Annotated in this window: 25 protein-coding genes and 1 pseudogene; 11 read left to right on the top strand and 15 right to left on the bottom strand. The window is 60.9% G+C overall.

Translation table 11 applies throughout. The features are described from left to right. From C934_RS0107270 to C934_RS31690, 4 genes and pseudogenes are all read right to left on the bottom strand, one after another. On the bottom strand, positions 1-401 hold a 401-nt coding region (locus tag C934_RS0107270), incomplete at its 3' end, for an MBL fold metallo-hydrolase (protein ID WP_442965919.1). Between the two features lie 552 nt (positions 402-953). Then, the gene (locus C934_RS0107265) at positions 954-1,721 is read right to left on the bottom strand and encodes an SDR family oxidoreductase (RefSeq protein ID WP_018856039.1); all 768 of its coding nucleotides are present in this window, start codon (positions 1,719-1,721) and stop codon (positions 954-956) included. A 197-nt stretch (positions 1,722-1,918) separates the two neighbouring features. Continuing rightward, positions 1,919-3,373, bottom strand: a complete 1,455-nt coding sequence (locus C934_RS0107260) for a GntP family permease (protein WP_018856038.1) — start codon at positions 3,371-3,373, stop codon at positions 1,919-1,921. A gap of 23 nt (positions 3,374-3,396) precedes the next feature. Beyond that, positions 3,397-4,481 (bottom strand): annotated as a pseudogene (locus C934_RS31690) (patatin-like phospholipase family protein). Between the two features lie 224 nt (positions 4,482-4,705). Between C934_RS31690 and C934_RS0107250 the strand changes: the two are divergent. From C934_RS0107250 to C934_RS0107235, 4 genes are all read left to right on the top strand, one after another. Next, positions 4,706-5,212 carry a hypothetical protein gene (locus C934_RS0107250; RefSeq protein ID WP_018856036.1) on the top strand — a complete coding sequence of 169 codons (507 nt, stop codon included), beginning with the start codon at positions 4,706-4,708 and terminating at the stop codon, positions 5,210-5,212. Positions 5,213-5,309: 97 nt separating this feature from the next. Further along, positions 5,310-6,224, top strand: coding sequence for a DnaJ C-terminal domain-containing protein (locus tag C934_RS0107245; protein WP_018856035.1), 915 nt, complete (start codon positions 5,310-5,312; stop codon positions 6,222-6,224). A 2-nt stretch (positions 6,225-6,226) separates the two neighbouring features. After that, the gene (locus tag C934_RS0107240; protein WP_018856034.1) at positions 6,227-6,559 is read left to right on the top strand and encodes a chaperone modulator CbpM; all 333 of its coding nucleotides are present in this window, start codon (positions 6,227-6,229) and stop codon (positions 6,557-6,559) included. Between the two features lie 52 nt (positions 6,560-6,611). Beyond that, on the top strand, positions 6,612-7,097 hold the full coding sequence (locus C934_RS0107235) for a cupin domain-containing protein (protein WP_018856033.1): 486 nt from the start codon (positions 6,612-6,614) through the stop codon (positions 7,095-7,097). A 6-nt stretch (positions 7,098-7,103) separates the two neighbouring features. Here the strand turns inward: C934_RS0107235 and C934_RS0107230 are convergent, their stop codons facing one another. After that, entirely contained in the window at positions 7,104-8,309 is a 1,206-nt protein-coding gene (locus C934_RS0107230; RefSeq protein WP_018856032.1) for an ROK family transcriptional regulator, read from the bottom strand. Between the two features lie 223 nt (positions 8,310-8,532). Here C934_RS0107230 and C934_RS0107225 point away from each other — a divergent pair, with 223 nt between their 5' ends. From C934_RS0107225 to C934_RS0107200, 6 genes are all read left to right on the top strand, one after another. After that, on the top strand, positions 8,533-9,768 hold the full coding sequence (locus C934_RS0107225) for an extracellular solute-binding protein (RefSeq protein ID WP_018856031.1): 1,236 nt from the start codon (positions 8,533-8,535) through the stop codon (positions 9,766-9,768). A 75-nt stretch (positions 9,769-9,843) separates the two neighbouring features. Beyond that, a complete protein-coding gene (locus C934_RS0107220; protein WP_018856030.1) occupies positions 9,844-10,728 on the top strand; it encodes a carbohydrate ABC transporter permease in 885 nt (294 codons plus the stop codon). Then, on the top strand, positions 10,728-11,573 hold the full coding sequence (locus tag C934_RS0107215) for a carbohydrate ABC transporter permease (protein ID WP_018856029.1): 846 nt from the start codon (positions 10,728-10,730) through the stop codon (positions 11,571-11,573). The genes C934_RS0107220 and C934_RS0107215 overlap by 1 nt, the downstream gene beginning before the upstream one ends. 8 nt (positions 11,574-11,581) lie before the next feature. Further along, positions 11,582-12,592, top strand: a complete 1,011-nt coding sequence (locus C934_RS0107210) for an SIS domain-containing protein (protein WP_018856028.1) — start codon at positions 11,582-11,584, stop codon at positions 12,590-12,592. Further along, positions 12,592-13,521 carry a carbohydrate kinase family protein gene (locus C934_RS0107205; protein WP_018856027.1) on the top strand — a complete coding sequence of 310 codons (930 nt, stop codon included), beginning with the start codon at positions 12,592-12,594 and terminating at the stop codon, positions 13,519-13,521. Before C934_RS0107210 ends, C934_RS0107205 begins: the two co-directional genes overlap by 1 nt. Continuing rightward, positions 13,518-14,588, top strand: coding sequence for an ABC transporter ATP-binding protein (locus C934_RS0107200; protein ID WP_018856026.1), 1,071 nt, complete (start codon positions 13,518-13,520; stop codon positions 14,586-14,588). Before C934_RS0107205 ends, C934_RS0107200 begins: the two co-directional genes overlap by 4 nt. Positions 14,589-14,597: 9 nt before the next feature. On the opposite strand, the gene solA is transcribed toward C934_RS0107200, so the two are convergent. The 6 genes from solA to C934_RS0107170 form a co-directional block, all read right to left on the bottom strand. Then, positions 14,598-15,758 (bottom strand): N-methyl-L-tryptophan oxidase, encoded by a 1,161-nt coding sequence (gene solA / locus C934_RS0107195; protein ID WP_018856025.1) that lies wholly within the window; start codon positions 15,756-15,758, stop codon positions 14,598-14,600. Positions 15,759-15,767: 9 nt separating this feature from the next. After that, positions 15,768-17,261: an HAL/PAL/TAL family ammonia-lyase gene (locus C934_RS0107190; RefSeq protein WP_018856024.1), complete on the bottom strand. Its 1,494-nt coding sequence runs from the start codon at positions 17,259-17,261 to the stop codon at positions 15,768-15,770. Further along, a complete protein-coding gene (locus C934_RS0107185; RefSeq protein ID WP_018856023.1) occupies positions 17,258-18,034 on the bottom strand; it encodes an ABC transporter ATP-binding protein in 777 nt (258 codons plus the stop codon). Before C934_RS0107185 ends, C934_RS0107190 begins: the two co-directional genes overlap by 4 nt. A gap of 28 nt (positions 18,035-18,062) precedes the next feature. Further along, entirely contained in the window at positions 18,063-18,767 is a 705-nt protein-coding gene (locus tag C934_RS0107180; RefSeq protein ID WP_018856022.1) for an ABC transporter permease, read from the bottom strand. Between the two features lie 9 nt (positions 18,768-18,776). Then, on the bottom strand, positions 18,777-19,502 hold the full coding sequence (locus C934_RS0107175) for an ABC transporter permease (protein WP_018856021.1): 726 nt from the start codon (positions 19,500-19,502) through the stop codon (positions 18,777-18,779). A gap of 100 nt (positions 19,503-19,602) precedes the next feature. Beyond that, positions 19,603-20,445 (bottom strand): transporter substrate-binding domain-containing protein, encoded by an 843-nt coding sequence (locus C934_RS0107170; RefSeq protein ID WP_018856020.1) that lies wholly within the window; start codon positions 20,443-20,445, stop codon positions 19,603-19,605. 189 nt (positions 20,446-20,634) lie between these two features. Between C934_RS0107170 and hutC the strand changes: the two genes are divergently transcribed. Further along, positions 20,635-21,381 (top strand): histidine utilization repressor, encoded by a 747-nt coding sequence (gene hutC / locus C934_RS0107165; RefSeq protein ID WP_018856019.1) that lies wholly within the window; start codon positions 20,635-20,637, stop codon positions 21,379-21,381. Positions 21,382-21,486: 105 nt separating this feature from the next. Here hutC and C934_RS0107160 read toward each other — a convergent pair whose 3' ends face one another. From C934_RS0107160 to C934_RS0107145, 4 genes are all read right to left on the bottom strand, one after another. After that, on the bottom strand, positions 21,487-22,686 hold the full coding sequence (locus C934_RS0107160; protein WP_018856018.1) for a mandelate racemase/muconate lactonizing enzyme family protein: 1,200 nt from the start codon (positions 22,684-22,686) through the stop codon (positions 21,487-21,489). Between the two features lie 18 nt (positions 22,687-22,704). Beyond that, positions 22,705-24,066 carry a mandelate racemase/muconate lactonizing enzyme family protein gene (locus tag C934_RS0107155; RefSeq protein ID WP_018856017.1) on the bottom strand — a complete coding sequence of 454 codons (1,362 nt, stop codon included), beginning with the start codon at positions 24,064-24,066 and terminating at the stop codon, positions 22,705-22,707. A gap of 64 nt (positions 24,067-24,130) precedes the next feature. Further along, positions 24,131-25,297 carry a mandelate racemase/muconate lactonizing enzyme family protein gene (locus C934_RS0107150; protein ID WP_018856016.1) on the bottom strand — a complete coding sequence of 389 codons (1,167 nt, stop codon included), beginning with the start codon at positions 25,295-25,297 and terminating at the stop codon, positions 24,131-24,133. A 54-nt stretch (positions 25,298-25,351) separates the two neighbouring features. Beyond that, positions 25,352-26,062 carry a GntR family transcriptional regulator gene (locus C934_RS0107145; RefSeq protein WP_018856015.1) on the bottom strand — a complete coding sequence of 237 codons (711 nt, stop codon included), beginning with the start codon at positions 26,060-26,062 and terminating at the stop codon, positions 25,352-25,354. Between the last annotated feature and the right edge of the window lie 18 nt (positions 26,063-26,080).

The following is a 26,080-nucleotide window of genomic DNA, read 5'->3' as shown; positions in this document are numbered from 1 at the left end:
CCGCCAACGTGGTCCATGTGCATGTGGGTCAGCACGATGTCGGTGACGGATCCAAGATCGATGCCAGCCGCCTCCAGTCGCTTGGTCAACTGCCCTGCCCGCGGCAAGTTCAAGTCCGGGTCCAATCCCAGTCCAGCGTCGATGAGTATGGTCTGCCCACCACTGCGTACAAGAACCGCATTCAGCGACCAGTCGAAAGCGTCCTGCGGCAGGAACATATCGTCCAGCCAGCCAGCTCGGACGGCAGGGTCGGCGTTATGTCCCAACATCGCGGTTGGAAGCGGCAGTACCCCATCGCTGATAACCAGCACGTCAATCTCGCCGACCCGCACCGCGTAGCGCGACGGGACCAACTCTTCGGACCGTGCTCTGGTGGGTTGTGAGGGGTTGTTCTGGGTCATGTTCGCCTCCTCCTGCCCAATCCTGCGGCTCTCTGCTTCTGCCTGTGACATGGTGTGCTCCTATTTTGCGTGATCGAGACATGTCGGTCCCGAGCCCGTAGCGGACGCTAGGTCGAAGCGTATTGGCGGTCGAGCTACACCTGAGGACAGGGCAGCCTGTGCATGGGGAGGACGGCTGCGAAGATTTGGTGGTGAGCATGCTGGTCTGAAGGCGTAGGTGCCCTTGCCTGCCGAAGGGTGCAAGGCACACCACCCAGCGGCCACGAGCCACGGCCTGGCACGTCGAAGGACGGCACGCTACAATTGAATTTCGCTATTCCGCGGCCAGACAAACCGCGCGCGAACACTCGGCAAGGCATACGACCCGGAACCGTATTTGCGGACGTGCAGAATAGGCCGGTTGGACCCGCCCGGTGAATTTGTCCGACGCATTGAGTCTCTGAAATCCGAGGGCCGCCGCTCCGCTGTATTTCTCGTACTCGCTGCCACTGGGCAGACGCGCCTCATAGCGTTGAACCTGATTTGAGCAGGCTGCTACGGCGATAGGCATCACTAGAGGCAGGTCGTGATGCCACCGTCGACATAGAGAGTGTGTCCGTTGACAAAGGATGATCCTTTCCCGGACAGGAAGACCGCCGCGCCGATCAGTTCATCCACCTCACCCCAGCGGGCGGCAGGCGTGCGCTTTTGAAGCCATGAGGAGAACTCCTCGTTATCAACGAGAGCCTGATTGAGCGGCGTCTTGAAATAGCCCGGCGCGAGGGCATTAACCTGGATTCCGAACTTGGCCCAGTCGGCGCACATACCGCGGGTCAGGTTTTTCACAGCGCCCTTGGTGGCGGTGTACGGGGCAATGCCCGGACGAGCGAGTTCGCTTTGGACGGAGGCGATGTTGATGATCTTTCCTGCGCCGCGCGTGATCATGTGCCGGGCAACGGCCTGCCCGACATAGAAGATGCTGGAGATGTTGGTTTTCAGCAGCTGCTCCCAGCGATCGGCCGGAAAATCCTCGAGCGCCGTGCGAAACTGCATTCCCGCATTGTTGATGAGAATATCGATTGGACCAATGGCGCTCTCGATCTCGTCGATGCCATGCTTGACTGCGTCAGCATCGGTCACATCAAAGGCATTCACAGCAACCTCGTAACCGGCTTCTCGCAGAGCCTTCGCGGCCGCCTCAAGCTTTAACGCATCGCGCCCGTTCAGCACGACGGATGCGCCATGCTCGGCAAGCCCCTTGGCCAACGCAAAACCAATGCCTTGTGACGAGCCGGTTACCAATGCTCGCCTGCCGCTGAGATCGAAAAGCGGAAAACCCATCATCTACTCTCCAGTGTCTCGTATTCGAGATGCGCACTCGCACGACCGGCTGACGCGGAGTTCAGTCGAGCTGGTACAGCCTGTTGCCTTGAGTACACCTTGACGGTGGGAGCCGATAGAGGCACCGGCGTCCGCCCGTCGATCGTCGCGATCGCGTGGAAACAGCCACGCACTCCCGGATGTTTTGTCGCAGCTGGTCAGAACGAACCAACAAGAGTTCCGAGCGTGATGACGACGACCAGCGCAACAAGGGCGCTTGCGATGGCGGCCATGGCGAGATCAAAGTAACCATCCTTGTGTGAAACACCACAGACAGAAAGGAGCGTCACGACAGCACCGTTGTGCGGCAAGCTGTCCAGCGTGCCGGCGCCGATGACCGCAACCCGGTGCATCAGTTCGGGATTAAGACCCGTCTGGTGGGCAATTTCCATGTAGGTCGGCCCCAGGGCATCGAGCGCGATCGTCAGCCCGCCTGACGCCGAGCCCGTCAATGCAGCAAGGATATTCGTCGCAATCGCAAGGGAGACCAGTGGCCCTCCCTCGATGCCCAGGACCCAGACCTTCACCGTCTCGAATGCAGGGAGAGCAGCCACGACGGCGCCGAAGCCAACAAGGCTGGCAACGCTCATGATCGGCAGGACAGCCGCGTTGACACCAGCATCGATGATGGAACGGAGACCAGGAAGGCGGTCAAAGTTGGTAACGAGCAGCGCCACGGTGCCCGCCGTCAATGCCACGATCACCGACCAGACACCCGCAACCGCTGAAAGTGTGGTTGAGCCCCACGCAGTTTCCGCCAGATAATGCGCGTCGATACGCGGCAAAACGGCGAACGTCATCACCAGATTGGTCGCAACGACGACCACCAGCGGCAGCGCTGCGATCAAAAAGCCTGGTCGCATCGCCGCATGACCGCCGCGCGCAATTTCACCCGGATCGAAGTCATGCGCGACTGCGCCACGCTCCCGCATCCTGTCGTCATTTGAAATGGCATCAGAGGCCGTCAAGCCAGCATAGCGATAGGTCTCCCCTGCCAGCTTCGCCTTTCGCCGCGCCATCTGCAGCCACCACATGCCGAAACCAAGCATGACCGCCGAGGCAATGACGCCAAGCCCGGGGGCAGCAAACGGATTGGTGCCAAAAAATGGCATCGGGATCGCATTCTGGATCGCCGGCGTGCCCGGCATGGCAGACATGGTGAAGGTGGATGTTCCAAGGGCGATTGCTGCAGGCATGAGCCGGTGCGGAATGTCGGCCGCCTTGAAGAGAGCATGCCCCATTGGAGCAAGGACGAAGAAAGCGACAAACAGGCTGACGCCGCCATATGTCACGAAGGCGCCAGCAAGCACGACGGCGAATATGGCTCGTCCTGCCCCGAGCTTCTCGGTCATCTTCACGGCAATTGCCTCAACCGAACCACTGGCTTCCATGAGCTTGCCGAAAAGAGCGCCAAGCAGAAAAATCGGGAAGAACTGGGCAATGAAATCCGCCGCGTTGCGCATGAAAGTCTGCGTCCAGCTGGCAAGCAACGGCTGGCCAGCCAACAGTGCGGCAAGCAGGGCACAAAGGGGTGCGAGAAGAAGGATGCTCCAGCCGCGGTAAGCGAGCGCGACGAGAACACCAAGAGCGATAAGGACGCCAACGATATCCATGACGGGGCTTTGCGCTCTGACGTCTATTGCAGGACGGTATCGAGCAGGCTTTCGATGTCAAAGCTCGCCCGCTTTCCAATATCCGTGCCATGGCTGGCGAGAAATTCTTGCGCGGTCTCGCGCCCTTCCTGCCGCAGCATCGAAAGAAACTCCCACTCGCCGTTCATCTTGGATGACGCGCCGAGTTCCACCATGCGCGGTGGCGTTGCAATTCGATGGAGACGTATGCTTGACCATTCCTTCGCCCAGGCGATTTCATCCGGCGCAACGCCGCTTTCCGAAAGCATTCGCTGGAGTATGGCCATCGCTCGCAATTCCTTCTTCAGGCTGGAGTTAAAGGAGATCTCGTTGATGCGATTGAGAATTTCACGTGCAGTCCTTGGAACGCCCGCGCGCTCTACGGGATTGACCTGAACAAGCAAAATGTCGCGTGCCGCACTCTCCCGGACGACCGGCGTAAGCAGCGGATTTCCCGAAAACCCACCGTCCCAGTAGGGATCACCGTCTATTTCGATCGCCTGGTGCAGCATCGGCAGGCATGCCGAAGCCAGCACGGCGTCGGCACTCAGTTCGTCGTTGCGAAACACCCTCGGCAGCCCGGTTCGCACGTTCGTGGCATTGACAAACAGTTTGATCTCAGAGCGCTTCAAGGCCTCGAAATCCACGCTCTCCTCGAGGATGTCGCGGAGCGGATTGATGTTGGTCGGATTGATCTCATAGGGCGAAAACAAGCGGCTCATAAGGTCGAAGAAGAGATAGGCAGGCGAGTGGTCAAGCGACCAGTTACCGGTCATCACGTCAAACGCGGTTCGCTGAAACGGGCTGAACCGCGCAACGTCGCTGACCCGGGCCCAAAATGCCTCGAGAGCCACCTTCGCGCCCTCTCGACCATCAGCGCATAGCCATGTGCAAGGACCACCGCGTTCATTGCGCCGGCCGAGGTGCCGGTTATGCTTGAAATCTCCAGCCAGGACTCATCGAAGAGCCGTTCGATCACACCCCAGGTGAATGCGCCGTGCGCGCCACCTCCCTGAAGCGCCAGATCAATTGCGATCGGATCGCGATCGGATCGCGTGGCACGGGCATTGCTGTATGGTCTTGGCGGCATTGGCACCTCCGAGTTCAGCGTCTCTACCATATGGCGATTATTGCAGTGCAGCAATAGCAGTTCTCAACTGACAAGAATTTCGCTCGATGAGGTCGGACCTCAAGACCAAGAGGAATTCGCTTGCGTTTCCCCACCGCGTTGGGACATTTTGGCCGAGTTCCTGCAGTATGAGGAACTTTCAAGCATTCTGAGGCATTCCTGATCATCTCCAAGGGGAGGACGTCATGAAGTGCTGCCGACATGCTGCTGTGGCCGCGCTGTTCTGGCTGGTCACCGGCTTCGCATATGCCGACGAGGCGCCTTTCCTCCAGTCGCTTGCTGGCGATTGGACGGGCGGAGGCATGATGAAACGCACGACCTCCTCGTCCCCGATCAACCTGAGTTGCAATTTCACATCCCAGGCGAGTGGCGAGGCGCTTTCGATGAAGGGGACCTGCCGCGGGATGATCGTTATCACGCGGCCGGTGTCGGCAGATATCACGGTCACCGGAACACAGTATGCCGGTCGTTACGTCGGTCCGTCCGGTGGCGTATCCGGTCTTCAGGGAAGCCGCCGCGGCGACGCCATCAATCTCGCGGTGCGCTGGTCAAAGGTGATAAACGGTGACCGCAGCGCCAACATGACCATCCAGCGTGTCGATGCCAATGCGATCCGCATTCGAACGGTCGACAAGGATCCGGCATCCGGCCAGCAGGTGGTGACCAGTGAGATCAACCTGCAGCGCGATTAGGTGCCCAGGCCGATACAACCTCTCGTCGGAGCAGCCGCGCAAACCTATATAGATGGCAAAATGCCGGTGATTTCCGCCGGCTGAACCGGAGATATGCATGAGCCGCGATCCATACGAGCTTCTCGGCGTGAAGAAGGACGCCACACAGAAAGACATTCAAAGCGCATTTCGTAAGCTCGCCAAGAAACTTCACCCCGATCTCAATCCCGGCGACAAGAAGGCCGAGGACCGCTTCAAGGAAATTTCCGCTGCCTACGAGCTGCTGAGCGATGAAGAAAAGCGCGGGCGCTTTGACCGCGGCGAGATCGACATGACCGGTGCCGAGCAGGCGCCGCGCCACTACTATCGCGACTATGCCTCTGCAGGAAACGCCGGCAACCCTTATCACAACAGCGCGGGCTATGCCGACTTCGGCGAAAGCGACGATATTTTCTCGAGCTTCTTTTCGCGACGAACCCGCGGAGGCGATTTCCATGCACAGGGCCAGAACCGGCAGTATTCGATGGAGGTCGATTTCCTCGATGCCGTCAACGGCACGAAGACCCAGATCCGTTTGCCGGACGGGCCGGCGCTCGACCTGCAGATACCGCCTGGCACGCGCGACGGCCAGACGCTCAGACTGCGCGGCAAAGGCGAGGCCGGTATTGGCGGCGGCCGGCCGGGAGATGCGCTTGTCGAAATTCGCGTGCGTCCGCATCGCTTCTATGTTCGTGACGGCGACGACATTCGCTTCGACCTGCCGATTACGCTGCGCGAGGCCGTGCTCGGCGGCAAGGTGCGCGCGCCGACGCCGTCAGGTCCGGTCAACCTCACATTGCCGCCGCACTCCAACACCGGGAAGGTTTTGCGCCTGAAGGGCAAGGGCGTTCCGAAGAAAGACGGCAGTGCTGGAGACATCTACATCTCTCTGAAAATCGTGCTGCCGAACGGACCAGATGAGCAGCTGACCGATTTCATGACCGGCTGGACAGCTGGCGACGAGCAGGATCCGAGAAAGGGCATGGGAGAATAGCCATGGATGATCTTGAATTCCGCCGCTTTCTTAAAATCGACGTGAGGGTGTTAGAGGTGTGGGTCGAGCAGGGATGGCTGCTGCCTCAGACACGTGACGGCACTCGCGATTTTCGCGACACCGATGTCGCGCGGGCGCAGCTCATCCTCGACCTGACGCGTGACATGGGTGTCAACGATGCCGGCGTCGATCTGATCATGGATCTCATCGATCAGATCCACGGACTGCGCGGAACGCTTCGCGAAATGCTCGCCGCCATGGAAGGGCAGGACGAGGAGGTAAAGCGCAGACTGCGCGGCAAGCTCGATGAGCTCTCCGGCATCCACCGCCTTTAGTACATGGCCAGGGAACAGGATGGCAACGACCTGATTGCCGGAAGGAGATGCAATGACCGAGGTTCCGCATGATCACGACCACCATCCGATCGACTGGCGCGAACATGGCGTAAAGGTCATTCCGGGTAATTCACTCGACCCCAATACCGCCCAGACCCCAGGGATGAACCGGGCGACGGCGATCAACCATGCGCGTGCTGGGGCGGAGAAAATATGGGCCGGCACCGTGACCATCCATGCGAATGCGAAGACCGGCGCCCATCACCACGGGGATCTCGAAAGCATCATCTATGTGGTGAAAGGGAAGGCACGCATGCGCTGGGGCGACCACCTCGAATTCACGGCAGAGGCCGGTCCCGGTGATTTCATCTACGTGCCGCCTTACGTTCCCCATCAAGAGATCAATGCCAGCCGCGACGAGACGCTCGAATGTGTTCTTGTGCGCTCCGGCCAGGAACCGGTCGTCGTCAATCTCGATATCGAACCGGTCGAACAGCCGGAAGATGTTTTATGGATCGACCCGATCCATCGCGCATGAGCGCTTTTACAGCGAACCCTTGAGAATGGCCGCAAAGCTCGGGTCGAAAGCGCGGCTGATCGGGTCGGCGGCAGCGCCAAGCGCAACGGCCCAGGGATCAGTCATTCCAAGCTGGAAGCGAGGAATGACCCGGCCACGGCGATCGGCGATCGATGGCGGCAGAGGGTGCATCGCCTCGACCAGACGTCGCGCCAGGGCTTCAGGCGCACCGCCGCAGAGAATCACGGTTTGCGGATCGAAGATCGATTCGATCAGATGTACGCTCCAGCGAAGATCCATCACGGCTTCTTCGATCCAGCTCTGTATTCTCGCATCATTCTTCAGCGCCAGTTCGTTCACCATCGCATAGACGCCGGGATCCGCCGGGTCGATCGCCAGGTGCTGGTAGAGCGAGGCGAGCGAGGCACGATGCTCGAGTGGCGTCGGGCTGCCGCTTGCCGAAAGCAGCGCCATGCCGATTTCGCCCGCATTGCCGTTTGCACCGCTGTAAAGTTCCCCGCCGAGGATCAGACCAGCACCGATACCGTAGCCGAGATAGAGGCAAACGGCATGGTCGAGCCCATGGGCGGCGCCAACCATCCGCTCCGCCGTTGCGCATGCGGCCGCATCGTTTTGCAGACGAACGCCAAGACCCGTGCCTGCCGCCAGCGTTTCCAGTAGCGGAAACTTTTGCCAGGCGGCCATCATCCAGGGATCGTCACCCGTCGCCTCGATCCCGAACGGGCCAGGCATCGCCGCGCCCAGGCCAACGAGCCGCCGCTCCGATTGAGCAACGAGGCCGGCAAGGTCACGGCGAACCTTCTCGATAAGTTCGAGAATTACGGTTGCACCGCGCGACGGCCCGTCGGTAGGCAGGTTCGCCTCGGCCCGCGTGCGTATGTTGCCGACAAGGTCGACAGCTATGGCCCGGGTTATGTGACGATCGATCTGCAGCCCGATCGCAAAAGCCCCTTCCGGCACCAGGCGATAGGGCGTCGACGGCTGTCCCCTGCCCTTGCGAACAGCTTCCTGCGCGGTGACCAGCCCTTCCTGTTCGAGTTCGTCGATGATGTTCGACACGGTCTGTTTGGTGAGCTTGGTGGCGCGCGCCAGGTCTGCTCGCGAGAGTGCTCCATTCACTCTCAGGGCATCCATCATCACCCGCCGGTTATGGGCGCTTGTGCCTTCATGATTGGTGCCTGCTTTTGCCCGTATCGGGCGCGCTTCGTTCATTCCGAATTCCCTCTTGACAGCAGTAGAATATTGAAGAAGAAATAAGTCAAGACAATTGACTTAATAAGGAACCAAAGAGTTCCAGGGAACGCAAGAGAGTCCGAAAGCGGCTCTGACGACGCTCCGAATCCGGCAGCCGGCTAACCGGCGCCTTTTCAACAACCGATGGCGACGACAGCCGCCTTCGGACAAACGGGTGAATGTCAAAAAACTGGAGGCTGGAATGTTGAAATCCCTGAACAAGACGCTGCTTGGCGCAGCACTGATCGGCGCGTCTTTCGCGCCGCACGCCTTTGCCGAAACGACGATCAATGCGCTGTTTATGGCACAAGCGGCCTATAGCGAGGCTGACGTCCGCGCCATGACGGATGCATTTTCCAAGGCAAACCCCGACGTCAAGGTCAATCTCGAATTCGTGCCTTACGAAGGCCTGCACGACAAGACGGTGCTCGCTCAGGGGTCCGGCGGTTACGACGTCGTCCTCTTCGACGTGATCTGGCCTGCCGAATACGCGACCAACAATGTCCTCGTCGACGTCACCGCGCGCATCACCGACGATATGAAGAAGGGTGTCCTTCCTGGTGCATGGACGACCGTTCAGTATGACGGCAAGTACTACGGGATGCCGTGGATCCTCGACACCAAGTATTTGTTCTACAACAAGGAAATCCTCGAAAAGGCCGGCATAAAGTCACCGCCGAAGACCTGGGACGAACTGGCCGAGCAGGCAAAGACGATCAAGGACAAGGGCCTTCTCGCAACGCCGATCGCCTGGAGCTGGTCGCAGGCCGAAGCCGCGATCTGCGATTACACGACGCTCGTCAGCGCCTACAAGGGCGATTTCCTGAAGGACGGCAAGCCGGCCTTCCAGAGTGGCGGCGGTCTCGACGCGCTGAACTATATGGTTTCCAGCTACAAATCCGGCCTGACCAACCCGAACTCCAAGGAATTCCTGGAAGAGGATGTGCGAAAGGTCTTCCAGAACGGCGATGCTGCTTTTGCGCTGAACTGGACCTACATGTACAACATGGCGAACGACCCGAAGGACAGCAAGGTCGCGGGCAAGGTCGGCGTTGTCCCGGCTCCCGGTGTCGCGGGCAAGAGCGAAGCGTCGGCCGTCAACGGCTCGATGGGTCTTGGTGTCACCACGGCCAGCAAGCATCCGGATGAGGCCTGGAAGTACGTCACCTTCATGACCTCGCAGCCGACGCAGAACCAGTATGCCAAGCTCAGCCTGCCGATCTGGGCATCGTCTTATCAGGATCCGGCCGTGACGAAGGGCCAGGAAGAACTGATCGCTGCGGCCAAGGTCGGTCTTGCCGCGATGTATCCGCGCCCGACCACGCCGAAGTATCAGGAGCTTTCCACAGCTCTGCAGCAGGCGATCCAGGAATCCCTGCTCGGCCAGTCTTCGCCGGAGGACGCCCTGAAGTCGGCTGCCGACAACAGCGGTCTCTAAGCGATGTAACCGTCCAGGCGGCCCCGTGCCGCCTGGTTTCCACTTTACCAGTCCGATGAATTGAGAGGGCGCCTCATGTCCGGCACCTGGATGACAACCCGCGCGTGGCTTTTGATGTTGCCGCTGCTTGTCGTGATGATCGCCGTCATCGGATGGCCATTGGTCGACACCGTCGGCCTGTCTTTCACAGACGCCAAGCTTGTCGGCACATCAGGCAATTTTGTCGGCATCGACAACTACGTGAAGATGATTTCCGGTTCGAATTTTCAGCGGACCCTGATCACGACCACCTGGTTCGCGGTCATTTCGGTTGCTGCCGAGATGGTGATCGGCGTGCTTGCAGCACTCCTCCTCAACCAGGATTTCCGGGGCCGCGCGGTGCTGCGCGCCCTGATGATCCTTCCCTGGGCACTGCCAACCGTCGTCAACGCCACGCTCTGGCGATTGATCTACAATCCGGAATACGGCGCGCTCAACGCCGCGCTGATGCAAGTCGGGCTGATCGACGCCTATCGCTCCTGGCTTGGCGAACCGGGCACAGCACTTGCCGCCCTGATCGTCGCCGATTGCTGGAAGAACTTTCCGCTGGTCGCGCTCATTGCGCTTGCTGCCTTGCAAGCGGTGCCGCGTGACGTCACTGCCGCCTCACTGGTCGACGGCGCCGGTCCCTTCGCCCGCTTCCGCTTCGTGATCCTGCCCTATCTCGCGGGTCCGCTGATGGTGGCCCTGGTGCTGCGCACCATCGAGGCCTTCAAGGTGTTCGACATCATCTGGGTCATGACCCGCGGCGGCCCGGCCAACAGTACGAGGACGCTGTCGATCCTCGTCTATCAGGAAGCGTTTTCCTTCCAGCGGGCCGGCTCCGGCGCCTCGTTGGCTTTGATCGTCACATTGCTGGTAACGGTGCTGGCTCTCGCCTATGCCACGCTGGTGCGCAAGACCGCAGGGAGTGCCGCCTGATGGAACGCAAGAGCCCATTCTTTACAGCCTTCATCTACGTCTGCGCCTTGCTGCTTGCGGCCGTCATCCTGGCACCGATTCTCTGGCTGTTCATCATGAGCATCTCGCCGGCCGCCGATCTGGCCGCCAAGCCGCTCCGCTGGTGGCCGCAAACGGCAGACTTCTCCCGGTACGCCGCCTTGCTGTCGACGATCGAGAACAGCGCTGGCGCCGCCTTCACCTCGTCGCTCAGAAACAGCATCGAGGTTGCCGGCATGGCGACGATCGCCGCTATCGCGCTGGCGATTCCGGCCGGTTGGGCCGTGTCGCGAACACCTTCCGTCGGTTGGTCGCTTTCAATGGTCATCGCCACCTACATGCTGCCACCGGTTGCGCTTGCCGTGCCGCTCTACATGGGCCTGGCCTATCTCGGCATGCTGAACAACGTCTTCGGCCTCGCCCTCGTCTATCTGACGATCCTCGCCCCCTTCACGACATGGCTCATGAAATCCGGCTTCGATTCCATCCCGAAGGAGATCGAAGCCGCGGCAATGATTGACGGTGCCGGCCTGTTCCAGACCTTGAAGATCATTACCCTGCCGCTGGCCATGCCTGTTGTCGCCACCTCGGCGCTGTTCGCTTTCCTGCTCGGGTGGGACGAGTTCTTCTATGCGCTGCTCTTCACCTCCGATCAGCGCGCCAAGACACTCACGGTTGCCATCGCCGATCTGGCCGGTGGCCGTGTCTCCGATTACGGACTGATCGCGACTGCCGGTGTGCTCGCCGCTCTGCCACCGGTGCTGGTTGGTCTCGTCATGCAACGCGCCCTGATATCAGGGCTGACAAGCGGCGGCGTCAAGGGATGACAAGGACCATGGAAAACAAACGACCAACCGGCCTGATTGCAATTGATCGCGAAATGGCGCGTCAGCATGCGGATGCGCTCACATCCTATGACAACGCAAGGCAAACCGCTCAGGCCATTGCGGAATCGCTGAAGAAAAACGCCAGGCTGCTTCTTCTCGGCATGGGCGGATCTCATGCCGTCGGCCGAGCCGTCGAGCCGCTCTACCGTGCCTGCGGCATCGACGCGATCGCTCTACCCCTGTCCGAGCAACTCGGACAACCGCTCGCGCTCGACGGCCGAACAGTGATCATCACCTCGCAATCTGGCGAAAGTGCCGAGGTGGTGCGCTGGTTCTTTGAAACAGGAGCCAGTGGTGACACATTCGGGCTGACGCTGGAGCAAGGATCATTCCTGGCGCGTACGGCGCCTTCCCTCATCGGAGCGGGCGGCACGGAATTGGCGTTTGCTGCAACGCGCAGCCTGACAGTCTCCTTTGCCCTGCATCTTGCGGTGCTGGCAGCCCTTGGCGAGGATCCCGCGGCAGCCCTTGCCGCACTCACCGCCCCGGAAACACCAAGCATCGACATCGCTCTTGCAGCTCTCGATAACGTGGCGACGGTCGTTACCTCGGGCAGGCGCCTGCAGGGTCTTGCCGAAGCGCTGGCCCTTGGCCTGACAGAACTCTCCCGCCTTCCCTGCTTTTCGCTCGAAGGCGGGCAGTTGCGGCACGGACCGATGGAGATGCTCGGCCCGGCCGTCGGTGTCGTTCTTTTCCGGGGACAGGACAGCACCGCCGGTCTGGTCACGGCCATGGCCGTATCAGCCGTCGAAACCGGCGCTCCGGTCATCATCTTCGATGCATCGGGTGAAGCCCCGATTGCGGGCGCGGTGACCATCGGCTTCAAGCCAGCTTCGGGCCTGGCTGCAGTCTTCGCAATGCTGCCCGTGGCACAGCGCTTCATGGTCGCCTTCGCCGATGCGCGTGTCGAGAACGCCGGCACGCCTGTGCGCTCGACAAAGATCACCCGGAGCGAATGATGCGCCCGCTTGCCGTCATCGGAAACGTGAATATCGACCTCATCCTCGGCCCTGCTGCTCCCTGGCCGAAGGCTGGCACCGAGATCATCGTCGACCACGACGAACTGCGCGTCGGCGGGGCAGCGGGCAACAGCGCCCTCGCCTGGGAAGGTCTTGGCGTCGAATTCGAGATCGCCGCCAATGTTGGCAACGACCAGTTCGGTCGCTGGTTGACCGAGGCTTTCGGCAAGCGGTCCGCGAAGTGGCCGGTGCGCCCTGAGCAGACGACACTCTCGGTTGGCATCACCCATCCCGATGGAGAGCGCACGTTCTTCACCACCCGCGGTCACCTGCCGCGCCTCAGCCTTTCCGATGTCTTTGCCGTCCTGGATGGCACGACGCTGTCGGGGGGCTTCGTGTTGCTCTGCGGCTCATTCCTGACGGAAGATCTGACCCGCGAGTACGATGCTTTCTTCGACTGGGCCGACAAGCACCAGATTGCGATTGCGCTTGACACTGGCTGGCCGCTCGACGGCTGGACGAACGAGAATTGCGAGGCCACGCGAAACTGGCTTTCCCGCTGCGCGATTGCGCTGCTCAACGAAGTGGAGTCCACCACCCTCACCGGCCTCGACGACCCTGTCGAAGCGGGGACCGAAATCCGATCCCACATGCCGGAGGGTGCCATCGTCGTCGTCAAGCGCGGACCGGACGGAGCGCTCGCGATTGGTGCGGACGGGCAGTGCATCGCCGCTGCGGCTCCCTCCGTCACGGTTGTCGATACGATCGGCGCCGGCGATGTCTTCAACGCCGGTTTTCTGGCAGCGCTGGCGCAAGAAAAACCTCTCGCTGACTGCCTGCGGGCCGGAACCGCGGTCGCATCACGGGCAATTTCGACCCTTCCGCGCAACTACGGCGGACCATCCACATCTGAGGAGCCCGCTCGATGAGTGCTCTTGAAATTGCCAACATCCGCAAGACATACGGCGATGTCGAAACCCTGAAGGGCATCGACATCGCGCTCGAAAGCGGCGAGTTTCTCGTTCTGCTCGGCTCTTCCGGCTGCGGAAAATCGACCCTACTCAACATCATCGCGGGGCTGGCGGAGGCAACAAGCGGCGACGTGCGTATCGGCGGACGCTCGGTCCTCGGCGTGCATCCGAAGGATCGTGACATCGCCATGGTCTTCCAGTCCTACGCGCTCTATCCAAACCTGACTGTCCATCGCAATATCGGCTTCGGCTTGGAAATGCGCAAAGTTCCGAGCGCCGAGCGCGACACGGCGGTACGCGATGCAGCGAAATTGCTGCAGATCGAAAGCCTGCTCGACCGCAGGCCAAGTCAACTGTCGGGTGGCCAGCGCCAGCGCGTTGCGATCGGCCGCGCCCTTGTACGCAAGCCGGAAGTCTTTTTGTTCGACGAGCCGCTATCCAACCTGGACGCAAAATTGCGCATGGAGATGCGCACCGAACTCAAGCGTCTGCATCAGATGCTCAAGACCACGGTCGTCTACGTGACGCACGACCAGATCGAGGCCATGACGCTCGCCACCCGCATTGCGGTTATGCGCGATGGGCGGATCGAGCAGCTCGGCAGCCCGTCGGAGATTTACGATCGACCGGCAACTCTCTATGTCGCCACGTTTGTCGGGGCGCCGCCAATGAACCTTTTGAACGCTACGGTTCGCGGCAGCGAACTTCAGATCGAGGGCAGCGACATCGCGCTACCTCTTCCGGGCGGACTTCAAGCCGAGCCTAGAGATGGCCAGAAGCTGATTGTCGGAATACGGCCGGAATCACTTCGGTTTGGTTCGTCCGGCCTCACGCTACCGGCGAAATGCGAGGTTGCAGAATTGACTGGTCCCGAGCTTGTCGTCACCGCTTTTGCGGGCACGCAACGGATCATGGCCTGCCTGCCGCCGCGCACGAGCTTGGAGAATGGTCAGATGCTGACGCTCACCTTCGATCCGCAAGCAATCCACCTGTTCAATGCGGAAACCGGATTGCGCTGCAGCTAGCCTGGAGCGTCACGCCGATTTGCGGGCCGAGACGAAGCGGTTCATCGCATCGAACGAGAAGGCCGCAACCGGCAAGCTGGTCCCACCTTGAAGTGCCAGGTCGGCGAGAATCTCGCCGACGACGCTCGTGAACTTGAAGCCATGGCCGGAGCAGGGCGACGCGACGACGACGTTCGGGTTGCCAGGGGTAACGTCGAGCAGAAAATCCTCACTCGGCAGCATCGTGTAGCGGCATGTCACGGCGCTGACCCGCGGTCCGGCAGCGGCCGGCACGCGCCTGGCGATAAAGCTATCGAGGAGTGCCGTATCTCTGGCGTTGACGGGCGGATTGGGCTGGTTGGGATCGATCGGCTCGCGGAAATGCGCGTGCCTCCCGACTTTGACGCTGTCCATGCCGATCGCCGGAAAACCGAAGTAGGAGCCCTCTGCCCCCTCGTCCCGAAGGAAGCACGGCATGCGCTGCGGTTCCGTCGCAAATCCGTCTTGCGACTGATACCAGGCGACGACCTGTCGGATCGGTACTGCGTGTTCCTTCAAATCGGGAATGAGTTCGGCGATCCACGAGCCGGTGGCAACCACCACCTTTTTGGCACGATAGTGGCCCTCAGCCGATCGGATCGTCACCCCGCTGTCGCCCGGCTCGATCGCTGTTACCCGTTCGCCGAAGTGAAGAACCGCACCATCCTGCGCTGCAAGTTTGAGATAGCCCATGACAGCCGCCTCGGGCCTGAGATAGCCCCCCTTTGGATCGAGGACAGCAATGTCCTCGTCATCCAGTTGGAAGGCGGGAAACCGACGCGCCACGTCCATCTTGTCGAGGACCTCATGCGGCAGGGCGTGCATCTCGCAGGACGCGCGTGTGCCCGTAACGATCTTGCTGTCTTCAGCCCCGATCTGGAGAACACCGGTGATCGTCAGAATTTCCGTGCGAAGCCGCGCCTCCAAAGCGCGCCAGTTGCTATAGGCGCGCTGCAGCAGCGGCACATAGGACGGATCTTCGAAGTAGCCCATCCGGATCAGGCGGCTATCCCCATGCGAAGAGCTGAGCGCATGGGCAGGAAAATAGGCGTCGATGCCAATCGTCCTGGCGCCGCGCGCCGCAAGGAAGGAGATGGCAGCGCTTCCCATGGCGCCGAGGCCGATCACGGCAACGTCGAAATCAGCTGTCATTTCTGCTCCTCAGATCAATTCGGGCGGTGCTTCTTGCCGGATAAAGCTACGAAGCGCCTCGATGTCGGCAGCCAACGGGCGATCGTCGGCGTAATGCGGGACGACCTGACGTACCGCACGGTGGATTGCGTCCGTCGCCTTGGCGCGCTTTGCTGTCGACGCCAGGAAGTCATGCGCCTGGGCTGCCGCCATCAATTCGATGGCGACTATATATTCAGCGTTGTCGATGACCGAAAGGAGCTTATTTGCCGCAGCCGTTGGATGCGCGAGAAAATCCTCCTGCAGGCCGGAGGTAACGCCGCCATCGGTGGAAGCGGGTGCGGCCAGCCTGCGGTTCTCGTTGCTGAGCGCGGCTGCGGTATATTGCGCGATCATGAAGCCGGAATTACTGCCGGCATCGCTCGCCAGAAAAGGCGGCAGGTTGCTGATCAGCGGATTGACGAGCCGATCCATACGGCGCTCGCTCATGGCCGATATCTGCGCAAGGGCGATCGCCAGGCTGTCGGACGCCTGCGCGAGGGCCGGCGCCACGGCATGAGCCTCCGACGAGACGACAGGATTTTCAGGTGTTCCCGAGACCGCCGGATTGTCGGTGACCGAGGCAAGTTCGCGATCGACGACGTCGGATGCATTGTCAAAGACGTCGCGAGCTGCTCCGTGGGCGTGCGGGACCGAGCGTAGGCTGAGCGCATCCTGCGTGCGTTTTGCGAGCGCTGCTGCGATCAGCCCGCTGCCCTCCAGGCGCCGCCTCAAGGAAGCGCCAACATGCGCGATGCCGCGCGACGGACGAAGCGCTAGCACTGTCTCGTCGAAGGCCGCCATCTGACACCCGCAAGCTTCCAGCGTCAGGGCTGCCACAGCATCGGCCCAGTCGAGCAGATGGTTCGCGCGTGCTAGCGCGACGCTGGCTAAACCCGTTGCACAGGCCGTTCCGTTGACGAGGCTTAACCCCTCTTTTGCACCGAGCACGAGTGGAGCAAGACCAATGGCATCGAGAGCCTCCCGGCCGTTCATGCGCCTGCCCGCCACCGATGCGCTTCCTTCCCCGATGAGGACGAGCGCCGTATGGGCATTGTGCGTGAGGTAACCGGCTGAGCCCCTCGACGGGACATCAGGCACGCAATCGTGCTCCAAAAATGCCGTGAGGTGGCGGATGATATCCGCCCGTACGCCGGAATGGCCATGCGCGAAATTGGCGACTTGCGCCGCGATGATTGCCCGGACCTCGCGGCCCGCCAGGAGTTCGCCGACGCCACAGGCGTGACTGAGGAGGATGTTGCGCGACAGCCGGCTTTGGGAGTTGCGATCGACGACCGTATCTGATAGCGCGCCGACGCCTGTATTGATGCCATAGGCACGTATCCCTGTCTCGACAATGCGTTCGATGATCCGGCTGGCATTGTCGACGCGACCCCAGGCTGCGGGTGATAGCGCAAGCGTCTCGCCGGCCGCAACGCGTGCAATGTCACGCCAGCCGATCAGCGTGTCGATGGTGACCGTCATTGCCCGCTTCCGAAATGACCGATGAACTGTCGGAAGGCCGGTGACGCGCCCCCCCCGAACATTTCGTCCGGCGCGCCGCTGCTCTCGACCAGGCCTTCCTTCATGAAGACAACGCGATTGGAAACATTGCGCGCAAAGCTCATCTCGTGCGTGACGACCAGCATCGTCATCCCCTCCTCGGCAAGCGCACGCATGACACGCAACACCTCGCCGACGAGCTCCGGGTCAAGCGCCGACGTCGGCTCGTCGAAGAGCATGACTTTCGGTTTCATCGCGAGTGCCCGGGCGATCGCTGCGCGCTGCTGCTGGCCGCCCGACAGGTGCGCTGGATAGGCGTGGCGCTTGTCGGCAATGCCGACCTTTTCGAGAAGCGCCTCTGCCTCGGCGACGCATTCGGAACGCGGGCGCTTGAGCACGTGGACCGGTCCCTCGATTACATTCTGCAGGATCGTCATATGTGACCACAGATTGAAGGACTGGAAGACCATGCCCAGTTCCGAGCGGATATGGTCGACCTGCTTCTGGCTCGCCGGCCGGCTCGTGCCGCCCTTGTGGATCATGCGGATCTGCTCGCCATCCACCCAGATCTCGCCGTCGGTTGCCGTTTCCAACAGGTTGATGCAGCGCAGAAAGGTGGACTTGCCGGAACCCGAGGCCCCGAGCAGGGAAATGACGTCGCCGTCCTCGGCATCGAGCGAGATGCCACGCAAGACCTCGTGCGTGCCGAAGCTTTTGCGGATGTTGCGGACGGAAAGTCGGGTAACGCCTGGCATGGAAGCTCCAATCGTGTCCGGAGGGCTCTCAGGCTTTCAGCGCCGGCGGGATCGCACGGCGGTGTCGCGAGAGCGAATATTCTAGCAGGGACATCGCCTGCAGGATGATGAAGTTGAGAACGAGATAGATGATCGCCGCACAGAGGAACACTTCCATCGTGCGGTATGTTTGCGAGATCAGCCGCTGTGCCACGCCGGTCACTTCCCATACGGTGACCAGGCTTGCGAGTGCCGTCGATTTCATCATCAGGACGATCTCGGTGGAGTAGGCCGGAAGCGCGTGCCGGAATGCGATCGGCGCCAGGATGCGGCGCACGAGAAGAGCACCGGACATGCCGATCGAGCGAGCGGCCTCGATCTCGCGCGGCGAGACGGCGCGAATGCCACCACGAAAGATCTCGGCAGAATAGCCGGCGGTGCAGAGTGCCAGTGACAGTACCGCACAAACGAACGGTTCACGCAGGAACGGCCAAAGGAAGGAATAGCGGATGAAGCCGAACTGGCCGAGGCCATAAAAGACGAGGAACATCTGGATCAGCAGCGGCGAGCCGCGAAAGATGAAGATGTATCCCTTGGCAATCGACGACAGCACCGGATTGCCGGCGACACGCATCCAGACGATCAGCAGGGCCAGAAGACCACCGAAGAAGACCGAGACGGAGAACAGAGCCAAGGTCATCGGGACGGCTTTGAGCAGGGTCGTCATCGTTTGGGCGAGAAAAGCGAAATCCATCGTATTACCTCACGCCTTTCCCATGGCCGCTGTCGGCATGCTGCGATTGGCGCGCCGCTCTGCGCCATTGAAAACCCGGTCGGAGAGGCTTGTCAGGATCAGGTAGAGGATGCCGCCGACGATGAAGAACAGGAAATACTGTCGTGTCGAACCGGCAGCGACCTGGCTGGTGCGCATCAGTTCCGCCAAACCGGTCACCGAGATCAGTGCGGAATCCTTGAGGCTGAGCTGCCAGACGTTGCCGAGACCGGGGATTGCGAAGCGCAGCACCTGCGGAATGATGATCCGGCGAAAGCGCAGACCGCGATGCATGCCGATCGCTGATGCCGCCTCCAATTCACCCTTGGAAATGGCAAGGTACGCCCCGCGGAATACTTCCGCCTGATAGGCGCCGGAGATGATCCCAACTGCCAGCGCACCGGCCAGAAACGACGGCAGCCCGAGGAAGCCCTCATAGCCCATCGCCTTGCCGATCGAGGTGACTGCGGAGGACCCTCCGAAATAGATCAGGTAGATGATCAGCAATTCCGGCACACCGCGAAAGACAGTCGTGTAGACGTTGCCGAGCGCAACAAGCCAAGCCTTGCCGGAGAGCTTGGCAGCAGAGATTATCGCGCCGAGCACCGCGCCGATCGCAAGCGCGCTTGCGGTCACGGCAAGCGTCATCAACGCGGCGAGCAGAAGAAGCGCGCCCCATCCGGTCGAGCCGAACCCAATCAGTTCCAGTGTTGCCATATCATGTTCCCCGCGCCCGCCGCTGTCCCGGCGGTGTCAGAATAGCATGCGGTCCCCGGCCTTGAAGCCGGAGACCGGGACCTCCGGCCTTTGCCGGAAATCAGTTCTGCGGGCTGACGTCGACCTTGAACCACTTCATCGAGAGGTTCTTTACGGTACCGTCGGCGAGTGCGGACTTGATCGCTTCGTTGAACTTGTCACGAAGGTCGGTATCGGCCTGGCGGATGCCGAGACCCTCGCCCTCACCCCAGATCGGGCCAACGATCTCGGGGCCGGTAAAGGCCAGCGTGTCGTTTGCGGACTGGAAGGCATTGGCGAAATACACGGCATCGTCGAAGCCAAGATCAATACGGCCGTTCTGCAGATCGAGATCGCGGTCGGCGCCGGTCTTGTACTCGCGGATCTCCGCGATATCGCCGAAATTATCGTAAACGAACTTCGCGTAAACGGTCGCGGCCTGAATTCCGATCGTCTTGCCCTTGAAGGCCTCCTTCAGCGCATCGACTTCCTTAACGCCGGTCTGGCCGGGCGTCATCTTGATCGTCGCACCGGTACCGGCTGCATTGGCAAGCGGGCTGTCCTTGGCGGTCGCGAAAGCGGCCGGCGTCGCGGCATAAGGGATGGTGAAGCCGATGACCTTCTTGCGGTCATCGGTGATCGACAGCGCATCCATGATGACGTCGAATTTGCCGGCATTGAGTGCCGGGATCATGCCATCCCAATCGGATGCGACGAGCTTGCAGTCGATCTTGGCACGTTCGCACAGAACCTTGGCAAGTTCGGGCTCGAAGCCACCAAGCGTGCCGTCGGCATTGGTCATGTTCCAGGGCGCATAGGCCCCCTCAAGCGTAATGGTGGCCGTCTTCCAGTCCTTGGCGGCGACGGGCGCGACGAAGGCCGAGAGCGCAAAGGCGCTGGAAAGAAGGAGCGCGCTGAATTTCATTGGTTCTATCTCCTCTGAAGTGACGATTGACCTTGCGGCCCGACACCGGTCTTCGCCGGCTTGCTCGACGCCGACCTTGTTGATCGATCTTTCGAGAGGTTGTATATGGTACCATATGAGATATTTTGTGTTATGCAAGAGGAAAGTCGACTTATCGAGCGGATTCCGCGATTGCAAAGGAAACAGGCAATGAAGCGTCCAAGCGAGATGATGAGGGATAACGATACCGCACCGCTCTACGCCGGCGTCAAGCAGATGATACTCGACCGCATCCATAGCGGCGAGTGGCCTCCGAAGCATCGCGTGCCTTCCGAAAACGAACTGGTGAACGAACTCGGCGTCAGCAAGATGACCGCCAACAGGGCATTGCGTGAACTCGCAAACGAAGGTGAGCTGGTTCGCATCCAGGGCGTCGGCTCCTTTGTCGCGGAGCGCAAGGGGTATTCGGCCCTGTTCGAGGTTCGCAATATTGCCGAAGAGATTGCTGAGCGCGGCCACGCGCATGAGGCCTCGGTGGTGATTTTGGCGCAGGAGACAGCATCTCCCGAGACGGCCGACGCGCTGGAGCTCGATATCGGCGCACCCGTCTTTCACTCCCTGATCGTGCACAGCGAAAACGGCGTGCCGGTGCAGATCGAAGACCGGTTCGTCAATCCGGCAGCAGCCCCCGATTATCTGGCGCAGGACTTTGCCTCTCTGACCCCAAACGCCTATCTGACGGCTGCCGCCCCTCTGAGCGGATCCGAGCACATCGTCGAGGCGGCCATGCCGCAGTCCTGGGAGTGCAAGCTCCTGACGATCCTGAAGAGCGAGCCTTGCCTGGCCATCCGCCGCCGCACCTGGTCCGGGCGGCACGTCGTCTCCACCGCCCGCCTCATCTATCCCGGCAACCGCTACCGGCTCGAGGCTCGCACCGGCAAGGTATTCGAGGAATAGAGGTTAGTTGTATATGGAACATGCGCCCTTCGGACGCGGAAATGTAGAAGACGCGGACTGGTTTCGCCGCTCCTATCGCTACTGCGCGGGCAAGTGGACAAAGCTTCAGTCGAAAAAGCCCGCATCCTCTTCCCTCAGATATCTCCTGGCCGCTTCAGCGTCGATATCGAGGCCGAGCCCCGGCGCTTCCAGCAGGTCCACCATGCTGTCCTTCACGATCTGCTGCGGCAAGCCGATTACCAGATCCTCCCACCAGGGATCGGAGGCGGTGGGATATTCGAAGGCGATGTAATTTGCCGGCAACGTAGCGCAGACATTGATCAACGCGCCGAGGCCGAGCAGACCGTTGGCAGTGCCGTGCGGCGCCATCAGGATCGAGTGCATGTAGGCGTGCTCGGCGACCCATTTTAGCTCGGCAATGCCTCCGACATCGGCTGGATCGGGGCCGATGACGCGTACCGCCTGCGTTTCGATCAACTCTTTGAAATTGTGTCGCAGGTAGATCTGCTCACCAGTGTGGATTGGCGTCGAGGTGGAGGTTGTCAGCTCCCGATAGGCCTGCGGATTGACCCATGGCACGTAGTCGCCAGTCAGCATGTCCTCGAGCCACATCAAATTGTACTTCTCGACCGCGCGGGCGAACTTGATCGCATCGGGCAGCATCCAGCCGGGGCCGCAGTCGAGCGCCAGGCTGACCTTGTCGCCCAGCACTTCCTTCATTGCGATCACGCAGTCGATCATGTGATTGAAACCGTGCTCGCTGATCATGCCCTGATCCATGGCGCCGTGATAGCCGGCCTTCTTCTGCGTCACGCCGTAGTGGAAGCCCTCGATGGTGTCCTTCATGTTGGAGTGGAACGAGATCCCTTGCTTGATCATGAAGAAGTTCTGCGGCTGCTCCATCATCCACTTCACGTCAGCGGCGTAATCCTCCGGCCGGTCGCCCGAGCGTTTCTGGCGAACCGAGCCGTTGTAGACGCGCACCTTGTCCCGCACCTTGCCGCCGAGCAGTTTATAGGCGGGCACGCCCGCGGCCTTTCCAGCAATATCCCACAACGCATGTTCAATAGCGCTCACCGCGGCGCCGTACGGCTTGAAGGAGCCGCGTTGGCGGATCTTCAGCATGACTCTCTCGACGTCGGTCGGGTCCTCGCCGACCAACGCCTCGCGGAAATGCAGCACAAAGGGCTTGAGGTAGGACTTGGTGAATTCGACTTCGCCCAGGCCATAGAGGCCCTCGTCCGTAACGATGCGGACGATCGGGTGCTTGCCGATAACGGCGCAGCGCAGATCGGTGATCTTCATCTTCGTTCCTTTTTTTCCTCAGCTCCAGGTGCGATCCCAGGAATACTCATTGTCCCAGTGATCCGTAGGCTGCCAAATGCCGGTGAGACCCGGCTGCAGATGCCGCGAGATCACCTCGTCGACGACGTCGTCAATCCCCAGCCCCGGCTTGTCCGGAACAGTGATGAAGCCGTTCTTCACCAGCGGTTTGGGAAGGCCCGTGACGATATCGTCCCACCAGTCGACATCGGCGGAGTGGTATTCGAGCGCCATGAAATTTTCGGTCGCGGTCGCGACATGTGCCGCGGCCATTGCGGCGATTGGACTTTCTGCCATATGGATGGCCATGGCGACACCATCGTCCTGCGCCAGATCGCCAATCTTCTTGGTCTCGAGGATGCCCCCGCTGGTGAGCAGGTCCGGGTGGATCACGGAGACGCCGCCGCTCTTGAGCAGAGGCTCGAAGCCCTCCTTGAGATAGATATCCTCGCCGGTGCAGATCGGCACCGTGGTGGCCTCCTGCAGTCGCTGGTACTGCTCGGTGTATTGCCAAGGGATCACATCCTCGAGCCAGGCTGGCACGTATTTTTCAATTCGCCTGGCGAGGCGAATGCCGTTCTGCAACGAGATATGGCCGATATGGTCGATCGCGAGCGGCACGTCCATGCCGATGACCTCCCGAACCTCGGCGATGTATTGCTCAAGCAGGTCGAGGCCCTTGTCGGAAAAGTGAAGGCCGGTAAACGGGTGCTGGACGTTATGCAAATCGTACGCAGCGTTGCGGACGCGCCGCTCGTCATTGGTCTTCAGCGGCCCGCGAGTGGGACTTTGGCGGTAGCCTTCCAGTGAGCCGGCCGGAAACACGACCGCACCGGGCACATCCGCGATCTGCATCAGCCCAAGATCCATCTTGAGGAAGGTGAAGCCGAGCTCCATGCGTTGCTTGAGGCGCTTTCCGGTCTCGGTGCCGCTCGGCACCGTTGCGTCGGTATCGCAGTAGACGCGCACTTTTTCCCGAAACCGGCCGCCGAGCATCTGGTAGATGGGGACGCCGTAGGCCTTGCCGGCCAGATCCCACAACGCGATTTCAACCGCCGATACGCCACCGCCTTGCCGGCCGTGCCCGCCGAACTGCTTGATCCGGCGAAACAGTCGATCGATGTTGCAAGGGTTCTCGCCAAGCAACCGGCTCTTCAGCATCAGGGCATAGGTGGCGCTGGCACCGTCGCGCACCTCGCCAAGCCCGACGATGCCCTGGTTGGTGTAAATCTTGAGCAGCACCGAGGTGAACGGCGCGCCGACAATTTCGGCTACCCGCATGTCGGTGATGCGAAGGTCGGACGGCTTGGAATGCATGTTCACCCGATTGAGCGCCTCGTCGGCTCCATCTGCCTCTGGCATGACTTGTCCTCGTTTTGGTGGGGGGGGCTCGTCGCCGCGCTCGCTGGGGCGGCGTAGAGCGTTGCTAGGCCAGCTCTATCTCGTGGTCTTGAAGGTAGTCGCGGTTCATTTCAACGCCGAGACCAGGTCTGGGCGCAAGCTTGAGGCTGCCGTTCGAAACATCGAGCGGCCTGTCGATGAGGTGATCGTATTTGCCGAGGTTCCACTCCGACGTTTCGAGTTTGTAGAAGTTGGGAACGGTCATCATCACCTGCGCTCCCGCAACCACGTTGATCGGCCCTGCGGCGTCATGCGGCGAGACCGGGATGTAGTAGGCTTCGCACAGGGCAGAAATCTTCTTGAGTTCAGTAATGCCGCCGGTCCAGGTCACATCAGGCATGATGTAGTCAGCGAGCCTGTTTTCGAGCACCGGCACGAAATCCCACTTGGTGTGGCCGCGCTCGCCCCACGAGATGGCGGCGCTGACCTTCTCACGGACCTGTCGGAGAGCATTGAGGCTCTCCGGCGGACAGGGCTCCTCGAACCAGTCGATCTGACCAGCCTCCTCGAGGCTTCGACAAAGGCGAATGGCGGTCGGAACGTCGAACCGGCCATGCGCATCGATGAGAATGTCGACATCAGAGCCTGCCGTTTCCCGGATCAGAGCCGTGAGTTCGGCGGCTTCGCGCTCGTCCTTGCGGGACATGCTGCCATCGAGGTACCCGTCCCGCTGTTCGCGAGGCTGGCCATCGGCGGCGCGCCCCTGGTAGGGGAAGGGATCGAACTTGAGGGCAGTGTGGCCGGATTCGACGATGTCGCGAATTTCGCGGACGACAGCCTCCTTGCTGGTAAATTTGGCCTGGTTGGGGTGAGTGTAGAGCGCAATTTCATCGCGTACCGATCCGCCCAACAGCTCGTAAATCGGCTTGCCGAGTACCTTGCCTCGTATGTCCCAGAGAGCAATGTCAATGGCGCTCACGCATTCGACCGCGGCCCCGCGACTGCCCATGTAGGTGAAGCTGCGGAATATCTTGTGCCAGAGATACTCGATACGCGCCGGGTCCTCGCCCGTCACTGCGGCACCGATCTGCCGCAGGATCGTGCAGAGCGCGCGATTGGCAAGCCTTGTCGTGGTGGTGATCTCTCCCCAGCCGCTCACCCCCTCATCCGTCGTCACCTCGACGAACAGAAACTCTCCCCAATAGGAAGCCTCGGACTTGATCAGCCACGGCCGCACGCTGGTGATTTTCATCTCAACTGCCTTTATCCGAAGTGGTTGGGATAACGATATTCCAGGCGATCTTTTCTATCCTGCCCGAGCGGCGTTGCGCGCACGCATGTGTTCGAGGATGTGTCGGCCGGAGCCCTCGACATGGCGCGCAATAAGCTCGGCTGCCTCGTTCGCGTTGCCCGCCTTTACGTGCTCGATGAGCTCTCGATGCTCGCTAAGGATCGCCGCACGCCGGGCGAGTGTGAAGTTGAAACGCCGGCTCACGGCTCGAAGCACTTCGCGATGCTTCCACCAAAGCTCGGCGGCATGGCGGTTATAGTGCCTTTGGTACATTATGGTGTGAAAGGCGGTGTCGAGCTCACTGTGCCTGAGCGTGTCGGCGAAGTCGTTCTCTTCAATCAGCGCCTGGATGCGTTCGAGTTCAGCAATGTCTTCGACAGTCGCCATGCTGACGAACCATCGCGTCAGTGCCGGCTCGATCAAGACTCCGATCTCGTAGATGTCCCGAACAAAATCCTGATCAATCGGCCGGACGCGCGCTCCGCGATTGGGAACAAGGGTAACAAAGCCCTCCCCGCGCAGCAGTTGCAGAGCCTCGCGCACGGGATTGGTCGAGGTGCCGTGACGTCGGGCGAGGTCGGTGACCACCAGCCGTTCGTTGGCGACGAGCCGCCCTTCGATGATGTCTTCCCTGATCAGTTGATAGAGCGAGGCACCCTCGCTGGAGGCCCCGATCGCGTCGATCCCTTCGGGTGGCTGTGCTTTGAAAGCGCTCGTATCGGCCAAGACTGTCCCCAATTAATA

This window comes from Rhizobium sp. 42MFCr.1 (assembly GCF_000377185.1).
Classification (GTDB): Bacteria; Pseudomonadota; Alphaproteobacteria; order Rhizobiales; family Rhizobiaceae; genus Rhizobium; species Rhizobium altiplani.
This window is presented reverse-complemented; position numbering and strand designations above follow the sequence as displayed.